Origin of the sequence: Micromonospora sediminicola, assembly GCF_900089585.1 — a bacterium.
GTDB classification, from domain to species: Bacteria; Actinomycetota; Actinomycetes; order Mycobacteriales; family Micromonosporaceae; genus Micromonospora; species Micromonospora sediminicola.
The window spans coordinates 55,001-68,455 of sequence record NZ_FLRH01000004.1 but is presented as its reverse complement, the minus strand read 5'-3'; the positions used below and the strand labels follow the sequence as shown (position 1 = coordinate 68,455).

Annotated in this window: 14 protein-coding genes (1 of these 14 running past the window's edge); 4 read left to right on the top strand and 10 right to left on the bottom strand. The window is 74.9% G+C overall.

Annotated elements, in window-relative coordinates; translation table 11 throughout:
• Nucleotides 1-106: 106 nt before the first annotated feature.
• Complete coding sequence (locus GA0070622_RS21705; RefSeq protein ID WP_091577915.1) at nucleotides 107-1,012, bottom strand: universal stress protein; 906 nt, start codon at nucleotides 1,010-1,012, stop codon at nucleotides 107-109.
• A 157-nt stretch (nucleotides 1,013-1,169) separates the two neighbouring features.
• Between GA0070622_RS21705 and GA0070622_RS21700 the strand changes: the two genes are divergently transcribed.
• Entirely contained in the window at nucleotides 1,170-1,640 is a 471-nt protein-coding gene (locus GA0070622_RS21700; protein ID WP_091577912.1) for a cyclic nucleotide-binding domain-containing protein, read from the top strand.
• On the opposite strand, the gene GA0070622_RS21695 is transcribed toward GA0070622_RS21700, so the two are convergent.
• From GA0070622_RS21695 to ppdK, 5 genes are all read right to left on the bottom strand, one after another.
• The gene (locus GA0070622_RS21695) at nucleotides 1,616-1,936 is read right to left on the bottom strand and encodes a hypothetical protein (RefSeq protein WP_218012360.1); all 321 of its coding nucleotides are present in this window, start codon (nucleotides 1,934-1,936) and stop codon (nucleotides 1,616-1,618) included. The two genes, GA0070622_RS21700 and GA0070622_RS21695, sit on opposite strands and share 25 nt — an antisense overlap.
• 29 nt (nucleotides 1,937-1,965) lie before the next feature.
• The gene (gene pflA / locus GA0070622_RS21690; RefSeq protein WP_245666713.1) at nucleotides 1,966-2,739 is read right to left on the bottom strand and encodes a pyruvate formate-lyase-activating protein; all 774 of its coding nucleotides are present in this window, start codon (nucleotides 2,737-2,739) and stop codon (nucleotides 1,966-1,968) included.
• A complete protein-coding gene (pflB, locus tag GA0070622_RS21685; RefSeq protein WP_091577906.1) occupies nucleotides 2,736-4,982 on the bottom strand; it encodes a formate C-acetyltransferase in 2,247 nt (748 codons plus the stop codon). Before pflB ends, pflA begins: the two co-directional genes overlap by 4 nt.
• Nucleotides 4,983-5,146: 164 nt before the next feature.
• Complete coding sequence (locus GA0070622_RS21680) at nucleotides 5,147-5,614, bottom strand: hypothetical protein (RefSeq protein WP_091577903.1); 468 nt, start codon at nucleotides 5,612-5,614, stop codon at nucleotides 5,147-5,149.
• A gap of 12 nt (nucleotides 5,615-5,626) precedes the next feature.
• Nucleotides 5,627-8,287, bottom strand: a complete 2,661-nt coding sequence (gene ppdK, locus GA0070622_RS21675; RefSeq protein ID WP_091577900.1) for a pyruvate, phosphate dikinase — start codon at nucleotides 8,285-8,287, stop codon at nucleotides 5,627-5,629.
• Between the two features lie 134 nt (nucleotides 8,288-8,421).
• Here ppdK and GA0070622_RS21670 point away from each other — a divergent pair, with 134 nt between their 5' ends.
• From GA0070622_RS21670 to GA0070622_RS21660, 3 genes are all read left to right on the top strand, one after another.
• Nucleotides 8,422-8,925: a GNAT family N-acetyltransferase gene (locus GA0070622_RS21670; RefSeq protein WP_091577897.1), complete on the top strand. Its 504-nt coding sequence runs from the start codon at nucleotides 8,422-8,424 to the stop codon at nucleotides 8,923-8,925.
• A gap of 10 nt (nucleotides 8,926-8,935) precedes the next feature.
• Nucleotides 8,936-9,562: a YgjV family protein gene (locus GA0070622_RS21665; protein ID WP_091577894.1), complete on the top strand. Its 627-nt coding sequence runs from the start codon at nucleotides 8,936-8,938 to the stop codon at nucleotides 9,560-9,562.
• A gap of 245 nt (nucleotides 9,563-9,807) precedes the next feature.
• Complete coding sequence (locus GA0070622_RS21660; protein WP_245666711.1) at nucleotides 9,808-11,187, top strand: hemolysin family protein; 1,380 nt, start codon at nucleotides 9,808-9,810, stop codon at nucleotides 11,185-11,187.
• A gap of 22 nt (nucleotides 11,188-11,209) precedes the next feature.
• Here GA0070622_RS21660 and GA0070622_RS21655 read toward each other — a convergent pair whose 3' ends face one another.
• The 4 genes from GA0070622_RS21655 to GA0070622_RS21640 form a co-directional block, all read right to left on the bottom strand.
• The gene (locus GA0070622_RS21655) at nucleotides 11,210-11,527 is read right to left on the bottom strand and encodes a hypothetical protein (RefSeq protein WP_091577892.1); all 318 of its coding nucleotides are present in this window, start codon (nucleotides 11,525-11,527) and stop codon (nucleotides 11,210-11,212) included.
• Nucleotides 11,514-11,894 carry a hypothetical protein gene (locus GA0070622_RS21650; protein ID WP_091577890.1) on the bottom strand — a complete coding sequence of 127 codons (381 nt, stop codon included), beginning with the start codon at nucleotides 11,892-11,894 and terminating at the stop codon, nucleotides 11,514-11,516. The genes GA0070622_RS21655 and GA0070622_RS21650 overlap by 14 nt, the downstream gene beginning before the upstream one ends.
• Nucleotides 11,891-13,117, bottom strand: coding sequence for an NRAMP family divalent metal transporter (locus GA0070622_RS21645; protein ID WP_091577888.1), 1,227 nt, complete (start codon nucleotides 13,115-13,117; stop codon nucleotides 11,891-11,893). Before GA0070622_RS21645 ends, GA0070622_RS21650 begins: the two co-directional genes overlap by 4 nt.
• Before the next feature lie 71 nt (nucleotides 13,118-13,188).
• On the bottom strand, nucleotides 13,189-13,455 hold the 3' portion of the coding sequence (locus GA0070622_RS21640; protein WP_172967997.1) for a PaaI family thioesterase. Its footprint extends 117 nt past the window's final position; only the last 267 of its 384 coding nucleotides appear in the window; its start codon lies beyond the right edge, outside the window; the stop codon is at nucleotides 13,189-13,191.

The window sequence follows — 13,455 nt, the reverse complement described above, 5'->3', positions numbered from 1 at the left end:
CTCCCGCCATTGTGGCCGTCCCGGCCCCGCCGCGCGGGCGACGCCACGGATCCGGGCGCCGGTCGGGCGGCTGCGCACCCGACCGGCGCCCGTGGACGCGGACCGGTCAGCCGGCCGGCTCCCGGCGGTGCCGCACGATCGCCAGCGGGCTGCGGCAGTGGTGCAGCACCGCGTGGCTGACCGAGCCGAGCAGCAGCCCGCCGAGGGTGCCCCGCCCGTGCGCGCCGACCACGGTCAGCTGCGCGTCGGTGGACTCCTCGACCAGCGCCCGGGCCGGGGTGGCGGCGATCAGCTTCGGCCGCACCGTGACCTCCGGGTAGCGCTCCGCCCAGCCGGCCACCGACTCGGCGAGCACCCGCTCCTCGTCCGCGCGCAGCCGCTCCGGGTCGTACACCAGGGGCATGATGTCGCCGTAGCTCTCCCGCCGCGTCACCGGCTGCGGATAGAGCCAGGTGTGCACGACGACCAGGTCGGCGCCGCGCCGGGCGGCCTCGGCGAACGCGAAGCCGACCGCCTCGGTCGACAGCGCGGAGCCGTCCACCCCGACCACCACCGGTCCGGCCGCCCGGGCGTCGCCCCGGGCGATCAGCACCGGGCAGTCGGCGCGGGCGGAGAGCTGCACCGCCGCCGAACCGACCAGCAGCTCGGCGAAGCCGCCCAGACCGCGGTGACCCAGCACCAGCAGCGCCGCGCCGCGACTCTCCCGCAGCAGCACCGCGACCGGCCCGCCGTCCACCACCGCTCCGCTCACCGGCAGGTCGGGGTCGACCTTGCGGGCTTCGTCGATCGCCTCCTGGACCAGCTTGCCGGCCTCCTGCCGCAGCTCGTCGTCGGGCAGCGTGGCGGCGACCGGACCGAGCGGCGTGCCGAGCAACGGCCACAGGAACGCGTTCACCACCCGCAGCGGCCGGTGCCGGAGCACCGCCTCCCGCGCGGCCAGCCGCACCGCGTCCAGCGCCGACGGGGAACCGTCCACACCCACCACGACGGGGGCACCGGATCTGTCGGTCATCACGTCCTCCTTCGTCCACCTCCAGCCTGGTCCCGCGGGCCGTGCCGGGGCAGGGGCGGCCGCCCCGCGCAGCTCGGGACCATCGGCCCCTTCCGCGTCGGGGGCGTGACGGGGTGTGATGGGACCACGGCTTTCTTCTGCCGACCGTGGAGGCGCCATGACCCCGCTGGAGATGCTCCGGGTCCACCCGTTCCTGGCCGGGCTGCCCGACGAGTGGCTGCCCCGGCTCACCGGGTACGCCCGCCCGGTGGTCTGGCACCCCGGGCACCGGCTGTTCCGCGCCGGCCAGCCGGCCGAGCGGTTCTGGCTGGTCCGGGGCGGCCAGGTCGCGCTGGACTTCCCGGTGCCCGGTCGCGGCGACGTGGGCATCGAGACGATCGGGGCGGGCGGGGTGCTCGGCTGGTCCTGGCTGTTCCCGCCCTACCGCTGGCAGTTCGGCGCGGTGGCCACCCAGCGCAGCACGGCGGTCGAGCTGGACGCGGACGGGGTGCGCCGGCTGATGGAGTCCGACGACACGCTCGGCCGGCAGCTCACCGCCCGGTTGATGAGCGTCGTGGTGGATCGCCTGCAGGCCTCCCGGGTGCGCCTGCTCGACCTGTACGGCTATCCCACGTCCGTGGCGAGCTGACCCGGGTCGGTGGTGCGCCGCACGACCAGCTCGCCCACCTCCAGCCGACCGATGCGCAGCTCGCGGATCACCGCGCGGCGCACGGCCAGCCGGCCGATCACGAGCGAGCCCACCGCCAGGGCGCCCACCGCCACGGCGCCCAGGGCCAGCGCGCCGACGGCCCGCGCGCCGGTCGCGCCCGCTCCGGTGGCCTTCGCCCCGACGGCCGTGGCGCCCGTGGCCCGCGCACCGGTCACGCTCGCGAGCGCGGTGCGGAGGTCTGCGGTCCGGCGGCGGCGCGATCGTACGGAAGGCATGCGCCCATCCTAGGGTCGCGCCGGCCGGATCAGGTGACGGTCAGGCCGCGCTCGGCGAACTGTCCGCGTACCCGGGCCAGCAGCTCCGGGTCCGGCGGTGCGGTGTCCGCCAGCGGGAAGGTCAGGCCCAGCTCGGCGTACTTGTGCGCGCCGAGCCGGTGGAACGGCAGCACCTCGACCCGCTCGACGGTGGCCAGCCCGGCGGCCGCGTCGGCCACCCGGGCCACCTCGTCGGGGGCGTCGGTCAGCCCCGGGACCAGCACGTACCGGATCCACATCGGCGTGCCCCGGTCGGCCAGCCGGCGGGCGAAGCGCAGCGTCGGCGCGAGCCGGCCGGTGCCGGTGACCCGCCGGTACGTCGCCGGGCTGCCCGCCTTCACGTCGAGCAGCACCAGGTCGGTGGCGTCCAGCAGCGACTCGTCGGCGCGGTCGCCGAGGAACCCGGAGGTGTCCAGCGCGGTGTGCAGGCCGAGCGCGTGACAGCGGCGCAGCAGCTCCCCGGTGAACGCCGGTTGCAGCAACGGTTCGCCGCCGCTGACCGTGACGCCGCCGCCGGCCACCGCGACGAAGCGGCGGTACCGGGTCGCCAGGGCCACCATCTCGTCCACCGTGCGCCGCCGGCCGCTGCGCCCGTACCAGGTGTCCGGGCTGTGGCAGTAGCGGCAGCGCAGCGGGCAGCCGGCGAGGAAGACGACGAACCGGGTGCCCGGCCCGTCCACCCCCACCGAGGTGTCCCAGGAGTGCACCGCCCCGTGGAGAACCGGTGGCGCCGCGACGGGCGCCACCGGCGGGCGGTCGGTCACAGCGACCCGTGGAACGTCCGGGACACCACGTCCCGCTGCTGCTCACGGGTGAGCCGGACGAAGTTCACCGCGTACCCGGAGACCCGGACGGTGAGCTGCGGGTACCGCTCCGGGTGGGCCATCGCGTCCAGCAGCGTGGCCCGGTCCAGCACGTTGACGTTGAGGTGGAACCCGCCGGCGTCGGTGTAGCCGTTGAGCACCCCGGCCAGGTTGGTGATCCGCTCCTCGCGGGTGTGACCCAGGCCGTCGGGGGTGACCGTGCCGGTCAACGAGATACCGTCGCGGGCCGCGTCGTACGGCAGCTTCGCCACCGACAGCGCCGAGGCGACCAGGCCGTGGGTGTCCCGGCCGTTCATCGGGTTGGCGCCGGGCGCGAACGGCTCGCCGGCCCGCCGCCCGTCCGGGGTGGCGCCGGTGTGGGTGCCGTAGACGACGTTCGACGTGATGGTGAGCACCGACATGGTCAGTTCGGCGTCCCGGTAGGTGCGCTGCCGGCGCAGCTTCGCGGCGAACGTCTCGACCAGCCACACGGCGATCTCGTCGGCCCGGTCCTCGTCGTTGCCGTACGTCGGGAACTCGCCCTCGACCGCGTAGTCGACGGCCAGCCCGGTCGCGTCGCGCAGCACCTTGACCCGGCCGTACCGGATGGCCGAGAGGCTGTCCACCGCGACCGAGAGGCCGGCGATGCCGGTGGCCATGAACCGCCGCACCGGGTGGTCGTGCAGCGCCATCTCCAGCCGCTCGTACGCGTACCGGTCGTGCTGGTGGTGGATCACGTTCAACGCGTCCACGTACGTCTCGGCGAGCCAGTCCAGCGTCCGGTCGTACGCGGCGAGCACCTCGTCGTGGTCGAGCGTCTCGCCGCCCACCGGCGGGGTCGGCGGGGCGACCTGCGCGCCGGTCAGCTCGTCCCGGCCGCCGTTGATCGCGTAGAGCAGCGCCTTGGCCAGGTTCGCCCGGGCGCCGAAGAACTGCATGTCCCGGCCGACGCGCATGGCCGACACGCAGCAGGCGATCGCGGTGTCGTCGTCGTACGCGGGGCGGATCAGCTCGTCGTTCTCGTACTGGATGGCGCTGGTGTCCAGCGACACCTGGGCGCAGAAGCGCTTGAACCCGTCGGGCAACCGGGGCGACCAGAGCACGGTCAGGTTCGGCTCGGGGGCCGGACCGAGGTTGTAGAGCGTCTGGAGGTAGCGGTACGTGGTGCGGGTGACCAGCGGCCGGCCGTCCGCGCCCATCCCGCCGAGCGACTCGGTGACCCAGGTCGGGTCGCCGGAGAACAGCTGGTCGTACTCGGGGGTGCGGAGGAAGCGGATGATCCGCAGCTTGATCACGAAGTCGTCGACCAGCTCCTGCGCGCCGGTCTCGTCCAGCCGCCCCTCGGCGATGTCCCGCCGCAGGTAGACGTCGACGAAGCCGGCGGTGCGCCCGAGCGACATGGCCGCGCCGTTCTGCTCCTTGGTCGCGGCCAGGTAGGCGAAGTAGAGCCACTGGATCGCCTGCTGCCCGGTGGCGGCCGGGCGGGAGATGTCGAAGCCGTACGAGGCCGCCATCTCCTTCAGCTCGCCGAGCGCGCGGATCTGCTCGGCCAGCTCCTCCCGGTCCCGGATCACGTCGTCGGTGCTGCGTCGGTCGTCCAGCGCGGCCCGGTGGGCGCGCCGCTCCTCGACCAGCCGGTCCACCCCGTACAGCGCCACCCGGCGGTAGTCGCCGATGATCCGGCCCCGCCCGTAGGCGTCGGGCAGCCCAGTGATCACGTGCGAGCGCCGGGCGGCCAGCACCGCCTCCGGGTACGCGTCGAAGACCGCGTCGTTGTGGGTGCGGCGGTACCGGGTGAAGATCTCGTGCACGCGCGGGTCGGGCTCGCGGCCGTACGCCCGCAGCGCGGTCTCCACCATCCGCAGCCCGCCGGCCGGCATGATCGCCCGGCGCAGCGGCGCGTCGGTCTGCAACCCGACGATCAGCTCGCGCTCCCGGTCGACGTAGCCGGGCGCGTGCGAGGTGATGGTCGACGGGGTCGCCGCGTCCACGTCGTACACCCCGCGCCGGCGCTCCTCCGGGAACAGGGCCCGCAGCCGGTCCCACACCGCGAGGGTGCGGGGGGTCGGGCCGGTGAGGAACGACGCGTCGCCGGTGTAGGGCTCGTGGTTGCGCCGGACGAAGTCGGCCACGTCGACGGTCTCCCGCCACGGTCCGTCCCGGAATCCCCGCCACGGATCCACGGTGCGCTGGTTGCCGCTCATGCTCGCTCCCTCGTTCGACCTTCACCCCGAGCCTCCCGCCCCGCCGGCCCTCCCGGCAGAGCCCCACGGACCCCGTGCCCGGGACCTACGCCCCTCCCGCCGACCGGGTCGACGCGACGACCGGCGCCGCGCCGGGCGGGCCGCCCGGCGCGGACAGGGGGGGGTCAGCGGGGGAGGGGGTGGGCCCGCAGGAGGCGGGCCCACCAGGGACGGTCGTCGGGGCGGGGGCGGGGGATCGACGCGCCGCGGAGGCTGAGCCAGCCGCCGGGGCCCATCGTCACCGTGCCGACCGCCGGTGGGCGGCGGCGGGACCACAGCGCCACGGCGGCGGTGAGCGCGGCCACCGCGAACGCGCCGGTGGCGGCCGCGACCAACTGGTCGGGGTCGACCACCCGGCGGTAGCGGACCCGGCCGTCGACCAGGACGAACGCGCCCACCGGGCGACCGGAGCAGGTCACCGGCACCAGCGCGGCGCCCGGCGTGCCGGGCAGCTCCAGCACCGGCCCCACCGGACCGACGGCGGTCGGGACCACCGGCTCGGGGGCGGCGGGCGCCGGGTCCGGGGCCGGCGGCGCGGGCCGGGGGACCGGGGGAACGGTGGCCAGGCCGGTCGGGTTGAAGATGGCGGTCATGACGCTGCCCTCCTAGCGGGAGTCGGAGTTGTCGGTGCCGGCCTCGACCGCGGCCCGGCCGGCGGCCAACCGCGCCACCGGCACCCGGTACGGCGAGCAGGACACGTAGTCGAGTCCGGCCGCGGCGAAGAACGCGATCGAGTCGGGGTCGCCGCCGTGCTCGCCGCAGACGCCGACGGTCAGGTCCGGCCGGGTCGCCCGGCCCTCGGCGACGGCGAGCCGGACCAGCCGCCCGACGCCGGCGGTGTCGACGCTCTCGAACGGCGACACCCCGAAGATGCCCCGGGCCAGGTACGCGGGGAAGAACGACCCCTCCACGTCGTCCCGGGAGAACGCCCAGGTGGTCTGCGTCAGGTCGTTGGTGCCGAGGGAGAAGAAGCTCGCCTCGCCGGCGATCTCCGCGGCGGTGAGCGCCGCCCGGGGCGTCTCGACCATGGTGCCGATCGGGATCTCCGGTGCGCCGTCGACAGCGGCCAGCACACGGCGCGCCTCGTCCCGGACGGCGGCGAGTTCCCGCACGTCCCCGACCAGCGGGACCATGATCTCCGGACGCGGGTCGCCGCCGGCCCGCAGCCGCTGCGCGGCCGCCTCCGCGAGCGCCCGCACCTGCATGGCGAACAGTCCCGGCACCACCAGCCCGAGCCGGACGCCGCGCAGCCCGAGCATCGGGTTCGCCTCGTGCATCCGCCGCACCGCCGCCAGCAGCGTGGCGTCGCGACCCGGGTCCTCGCCGCGCGCCTCGGCACGGGCCACCCGGGCGGTCAGGTCGGCCAGCGGCGGCAGGAACTCGTGCAGCGGCGGGTCCAGCAGCCGCACGGTGACCGGCAGACCGTCCATCGCGGCCAGCAGCCCGACGAAGTCGGCCCGCTGCAACGGCAGCAGCGCGTCCAGCGCCGCCCGCAGCTCGGTCGGGTCCGTGGCCAGGATCAGCCGCTCGACCAGTTCCCGGCGCTCGCCGAGGAACATGTGCTCGGTCCGGCACAACCCGATCCCGGCGGCGCCGAAGCGGCGGGCCCGGCGCGCGTCTTCCGGCGTGTCCGCGTTCGCCCGCACCCCGAGCGTCCGCACCGCGTCGGCGTGCGTGAGCAGGCGGTGCACGGCGGCGACCAGCGGGTCGCTCTCCGGGCGCAGCTCACCGGCCAGATAGCGGGCCACCGGGGACGGCTGCACCGGCACCTCGCCGAGCCAGATCCGTCCACTGGTGCCGTCGATCGAGACCAGCTCCCCGGCCGGCACCACCCGGTCGCCGACGCGGAACTCGCCGCGCTCGACGTCGATGCGCAGCGCGTCCGCCCCGCACACGCAGGTGCGGCCCATGCCCCGGGCCACCACGGCGGCGTGCGAGGTCTTGCCGCCGCGCGAGGTGAGCACGCCGGCCGCGGCGATCATGCCGGGCAGGTCGTCCGGGGTGGTCTCCGGGCGGACCAGGATCACCGGCCCGGTGGCCGCCGCCGCGGCGGCGGAGTCGAACACCACCCGCCCCACCGCGGCTCCCGGCGACGCGCCCACCCCGACGGCGAGCGGCTCCGGCGCGCCGGTCGTGTCGAAGGCGGGGAACGCGAGCTGGGCGAGCTGCGCCCCGGTGACCCGGGTCAGCGCCTCGTCGGCGGTGATCAGCCCCTCCTCGGCCAACTGGGCGGCGATCACGAACGCGGCCGCCGGGGTGCGCTTGCCGACCCGGGTCTGCAGCATCCACAGCCGGCCGCGCTCGATGGTGAACTCGACGTCGCACAGGTCGCGGTAGTGCCGCTCCAGCGTCGCCATGATCTCCCGCAGCCGGTGGAAGCTCGCCGGGTCCAGCCGGGCCAGCTCGGTCAGCGGCACCGTGTTGCGGATGCCGGCCACCACGTCCTCGCCCTGCGCGTCGGTCAGGTAGTCGCCGTACACGCCGGGCGCGCCGGTGGCCGGGTCGCGGGTGAACGCCACCCCGGTCCCGGAGTCGGGGCCGAGGTTGCCGAACACCATGGCCATCACGTTGACCGCGGTGCCCAGGTCGTCCGGGATCCGCTCCTGCCGCCGGTAGATCCGGGCCCGCTCCGAGTGCCAGGAGGAGAACACCGCCCGCACGGCCAGGAAGAGCTGCTCGTGCGGGGCCTGCGGGAAGTCGTGACCGACGTGCCGGGCGAAGATCTTCTTGTACGTGTCGACCAGGTCGCGCAGCTGCTCGGCGCTCGGCCCGCCCGGCCCGGCGGTGGCCCGCACCGCCGCCAGCTCGTGCTCGAACTCCTCGGCCGGGATGCCGTGCACGGTGCGGCCGAACATCTGGATCAACCGCCGGTAGGAGTCCCAGGCGAAGCGCTCCTCGCCGGTGCGCGCGGCGAGCCCGGCCACCGTGGCGTCGTTCAGCCCGATGTCCAGGATCGTCTCCATCATCCCCGGCATCGAGAACCGCCCGCCGGAGCGGACCGCCAGCAGCAGCGGGTCGCGCGGGTCGCCCAGCCACCGGTCCAGCCGCGCCTCGACCTCGCGCAGGTGCGCGTTGATCTCCTCGTACAGCCCGGCCGGCGGGGCGCCGGTGGCCAGGTAGGCGCGGCAGGCGTCGGTGGTCACGGTGAACCCGGGTGGCACGGGCAGCCCGAGCCGGGTCATCTCGGCCAGGTTGGCGCCCTTGCCGCCGAGCAGGTCGGCCCGGCTCCGGTCACCCTCGATGAAGTCGTAGACGTACTTCGGCATGGTCCGGCCTCCTCGGCTGTGTCGTTCCTCCTCCTTGGTAGCGGTGCCGGCGGTCGGCGCGGCAGGGCCGGACGGGACCTGTGGCGGGCCGGAGGTCCCGAGGGTGTCGGTGGGGCCGCGTATCGTTCCCGGCCGTGACCAGTGAGGTGCGGCTCCGCCCGGTACGCGACGACGACCTGCCCGCGTTCTTCGCCCACGAGCAGGATCCGCAGGCCGCCTGGATGGCCGCGTTCGGCCCGGCCGACCCGTCCGACCGGGCCGCGTTCGACGCCCACTGGGCGCGCATCCGCGCCGACGAGCGGGTCGTCAACCGCGCCGTGGTGGTCGACGGCGAGCTGGTCGGGCGGGTGGCCGCGTTCCCGGTCGGTGAGCGCACCGAGGTCAGCTACTGGATCGACCCGGCCCGCTGGGGTCGCGGTCACGCCACCGCCGCGCTCCGCGCGCTGCTGCGCGAGCTGCCGCCGGGGCCGGTGCACGCCCGCGCCGCCAAGGACAACGCCGCCTCCCTCGCGGTGCTGCGCAAGTGCGGCTTCGTCGTGGTCGGCGAGGACTCCGGATACGCCGCGGGCCGCGGCGCGGAGGTCGAGGAGTACGTGCTGGAGCTGCCCGCCGGGGCGGCTGACCAGGGCGCCCACTAGTCTCCCCGGGGTGAACTGGCTGGAACTCGTCGGCTGGGCCGGCTCCGCGCTGCTGGTCTGGTCCCTGCTGCAGACGCGCATCCTGCGGCTGCGCGCGCTCAACCTGGTCGGCTGCCTGATCCTGATCGGCTACAACGCCGCCGTGCACGTCTGGCCGATGGTCGGGCTGAACGTGGTGCTCGCCGTGATCAACGTCTGGTACCTGCGCCGGCTGCTGGCCACCCGACACGACGAGCAGACCTACCAGGTGGTGGAGGTGGGCACCGACGACGCGTTCCTGGCCCACACGCTGCGGGTGCACGCCGCCGACATCGCCCGGTTCAACCCGGCGTTCCGGTGGGACCCGACCGACGCCGACCGCTCCGCCTTCCTGGTGGTCCGGTCCGACGAGGTGGTGGGCGTGATGGTGTCGCACGCCGAGGCCGGCGGGGTGGCCCAGATCGACCTGGACTACGTCACCCCGCCGTTCCGCGACTTCACCCCCGGCGAGTTCGTCTACCGGCGCAGCCGCCTCTTCACCGACCGGGGCTTCCGCCGGGTGGTCAGCCCGCCGGGCATGGTCGCCCCCTACTACCACCGGCTCGGCTTCCGTCCCGAGGGCGACGCGTACGTGCTGGACCTGCCCACCCCGGCCTGACGGCCGGTCGGTCCCGGGTCCGGCCGAACCAGCGGGCGAGCCTGGCGCGCTGCCCGTCCGGTCCGGTCCCGCGCGGCGGACGCCCAGGTCACGAAGCAGTCCGGCCGAAACCACCGGGGGGTCAGCCTCTTCGCAGGATTCAGTCGTGCGCTCGCGGGGCACAGAGGGGCCGACGCCGACCGGGCCTGCCGGCCGGCGAGTCGGCCATCGGCCGACCCGGATCGGGTCGAGGGAGATAACCGGTCGTGCAGAGCTACTGGAGCCAGTTGGCCCTGGTCGGTGTGCTGGTGATCGTCAACGCGGCCTTCGCCGGCAGCGAGATGGCCCTGGTCTCGTTGCGGGACAGCCAGCTGCAGCGGCTGGAGCGCAGCAGCCGCGCCGGCCGCACGCTGGCCCGCCTCGCCAAGGACCCGAACCGGTTCCTGGCCACCATCCAGATCGGCATCACCCTCGCCGGGTTCCTCGCCTCCGCCGCCGCCGCGGTCTCGCTGGCCCGCCCGCTGGTGCCGCTGCTCGGCGCGTTCGGCGACGCCGCCGAGACCGTCGCCATCGTCGCGGTAACCCTGGCCCTCACGTTCGTCACGCTGGTCTTCGGCGAACTGGCACCCAAGCGCATCGCCATGCAGTCCGCCGAGCGGTGGGCGCTGCTGGTGGCCCGCCCGCTGGACATGCTGGCCAGCGTGACCCGGCCGGCGGTGTGGGCGCTCGGCGCCACCAGCGACCTGGTGGTCCGCCTGTTCGGCCTCGACCCCAAGCACGAGCCCGACGAGATCGGTCCGGACGAGCTGCGCGACATCGTCGCCGGCAACCACGGCTTCACCAAGGAGCAGCGCACCATCATCGCCGGCGCGGTGGAGATCGCCGACCGTCAGCTGCGCGCGGTCCTCGTACCCCGGTTGCAGGTCTTCACGCTCGACAGCGGCACCACCGCGGACGCCGCGCGGCTGGTCCTCGCGGCGACCGGCCACTCCCGGGCGCCCGTGGTCCGCCACGGCGGCCTGGACGACGCGGTCGGCGTGATCCACCTGCGCGACCTGGTCGGCGTCCCCGACGACCGGCCGGTCGACGAGATCGCCCGACCGCCGATGCTGCTGCCCGACTCGCTTCCCGTGGTCGACGCGCTGCGTCAGTTCAAGGCCGAGCGCCAGCACATCGCGCTGGTGGTGGACGAGCGCGGCGCGGTCGACGGGATCGTCACGCTGGAGGACATCCTCGAGGAGATCGTCGGCGAGATCTACGACGAGACCGACCGGGACCTGCGCGCGGTCCGCACCGAGGCCGACGGGACGCTGGTGCTGCCCGGCACCTTCCCGGTGCACGACCTCACCGACGTCGGCGTGGACCTGCCGAACCGGCCGGCCGGCGACTACACCACCGTCGCCGGGCTGGTCCTGATCTGCCTCGGCCACATCCCGACGGTCGCCGGGGAGACGGTCCAGGTCGACGGTTGGGAACTGACCGTCGCCGGCGTCGACCAGCGCGCCATCACCGAGGTGCATGTCCGGCGCCGCAGCCGGCGCGGCCCGGACGACGGCGACGGGGACACCGTCGCCGACCCGGCCGACGGCACGGACGAGGCGACCGACGGGTCCACGGCCCGGGCCCTGGACGAGGCCCGGCACTGAGCCGTCTCCCGGCCGGCCCGGGTCACCGACGGTCGGCCGGCGGGCCGAACGGGAAACCGGGCACCGGCGGCCGCAGCTGCACCGCGTCCGCCGGCAGTTGGTGCGTGCTGCGCCCGATCAGCCGGGCGACCGCCCGCAGCAGCCACGGCCCGGACGGGTGCAGTTCCGGTCCGATCAGCCGGCTCGTCACCCGGGTCCACCAGTGGCCGGCGACGATCACGTCGGTGATCCGCAGCCGGTCCGGCGGCCAGCCGCCCCGCACCACCACGTCCACCACCCGGCCCAGCCGCTGCCCGTGCAGGTCGTACGCCGTGCGGCCGAGAAGCTCACCCGCTCGCACGGTTCGACCCCGGGATCCGTTCGATCAGGTGCCGGCGCAGCCACGACTCCACCGGTGACGGCGGCAGGTCCGCGGCCCGGCAGCGCAACCGGACCGCGCTGTCCACCCGGGCCACCTGGGCCAGCGGCACGCGCAACGGCGGCACCGGCGGGTCGTCGGTGAACCGGTCGGCCACCCCCACCAGCAGCCGCCCCACCCAGCCGCCGATCCGCTGGCCGAGCGCCCCCTGACCGGTGAGCAGACAGTCCACGTACGGATAGCCCTCGTCGTCGACCGCGAACGCGATGTCGTCGACCCGCCCCACGAGCCGACCATCGACGTCGACGATCTGCCGGTCGAGCAGCCGTTTCGCGAGCTGGACCCTCATCGCCCCATCCCCGTCATCACCGCCAGCGGGATCGCCGCCACCGACGCGGCCACGATCAGCAGCAGGAACACCGCGCCGAGCAGGTTGGTCCACCACCCGTTGACCCGGTCGCCGAGGTATCCCCGGTCGTTGGCCACCACCAGGATCGGCAGATAGGTCAACGGGAGCACCACCGCGCTCAGCACCAGCATGTACTCGGTCAACCGCACCGGGTCCACGGTCGTCATCAGCATCACCACCCCGAGCAGCAGCCCGACCAGCAGGACGCTGTGGAACCGGGCCGCCTCCCGAGGGCTGACCCGCTTGCCCCACTGCCACCCGAAGTACTGCGCCGCCGCGTACGCCGCGGACAGCCCGGTCTCCAACGCCGCGCCGAACGTCACCGCGAAGAACGCCAGCACGGCCGCGGCCAGCCCGGCCCCGCCCAGCGCGGTCGCCACCGGCCGGGCCACCTCGTCCAGCGTGCCCAGCGACGTCCCGGACGGGTGGTAGGCCACCGTCGCCACGGCGATCAGCGACAGCGCGAGGAACCCACCCACCGGGAAGCCGATCAGCACGTTGGAGCGGGCGTCCGCCAGGTCCGCCGCGCTCCACCGCTCCTCGACCCCGCCGGAGGAGAAGAAGAACACCTCGTACGGGCTGACGGTCGAGGCGAACAGCGCCACCGCCACGAACCAGTACAGCGGCCAGCCGTGCCCGGCCGCGCCGACCTGCCACGCCCCGCGTCCCAGCTCCGCCCAGTCGGTCGGCAGCGCGACCAGCGCGACCGCGAACACCAGCAGCGCCAGCCCGGCCAGGCCGAAGATCCGTTCCATCAGCTCGAACCGCATCCGCCACAGCACCAACCAGACCGCCAGCGCGGCCAGCGGCACCCAGAGCAGGTGGCTCAGCCCGGTCGCCAGTTGCAGCGCGAGCGCCACCCCACCCAGCTCCGCCGCCAGGGTGACCACCGTGACCAGCCACGACGCGACCAGGTTGAGCAGCGCCACCCGCGGGCCGAGCCGCTCCCGGACCAGGTCGAACACCGCCCGGCCGCTCACCGCCGCGATCCGGCCGGCCATCTCCGCGTACGCGCAGATGCCCACCACCCCGACCAGCAGCACCCAGGCGTGGGCCATGCCGAACAGCGCGCCGGCCTGGCTGGCGGCCACCAGGTCGCCGATGTCGACGAAGCCGCCGACCGCCGACAGCACGCCCAGGGTGACGGCGAGGAGCTTCCTCACGTCGGGTCGGCAGCGCGCAGTCTCATCGACGCGACGATATCGGCGTCAGCGCCCGGTTTCGGGCGAATGCGTCAGCCGGCGGTGAGGTTCTGCAACCGCACCTGGCCGCGCGCGACCAGACGGGCGTCCCCGTCGGTGATCTCCACCAGCCAGAGCTGCTGGCTGCGCCCCCGGTGCACCGGGGTGCCGACCGCGGTGAGCTCCCCGTCGCGGACCGCGCGCAGGAAGTCGGTCTGGTTCGACACCCCGACCACGTTGCCCCGCTCGCCCAGCCAGAGTGCGCCGCCGACGCTGGCCGCGGTCTCCACCACCGAGCAGTAGACGCCGCCGTGCTGGAT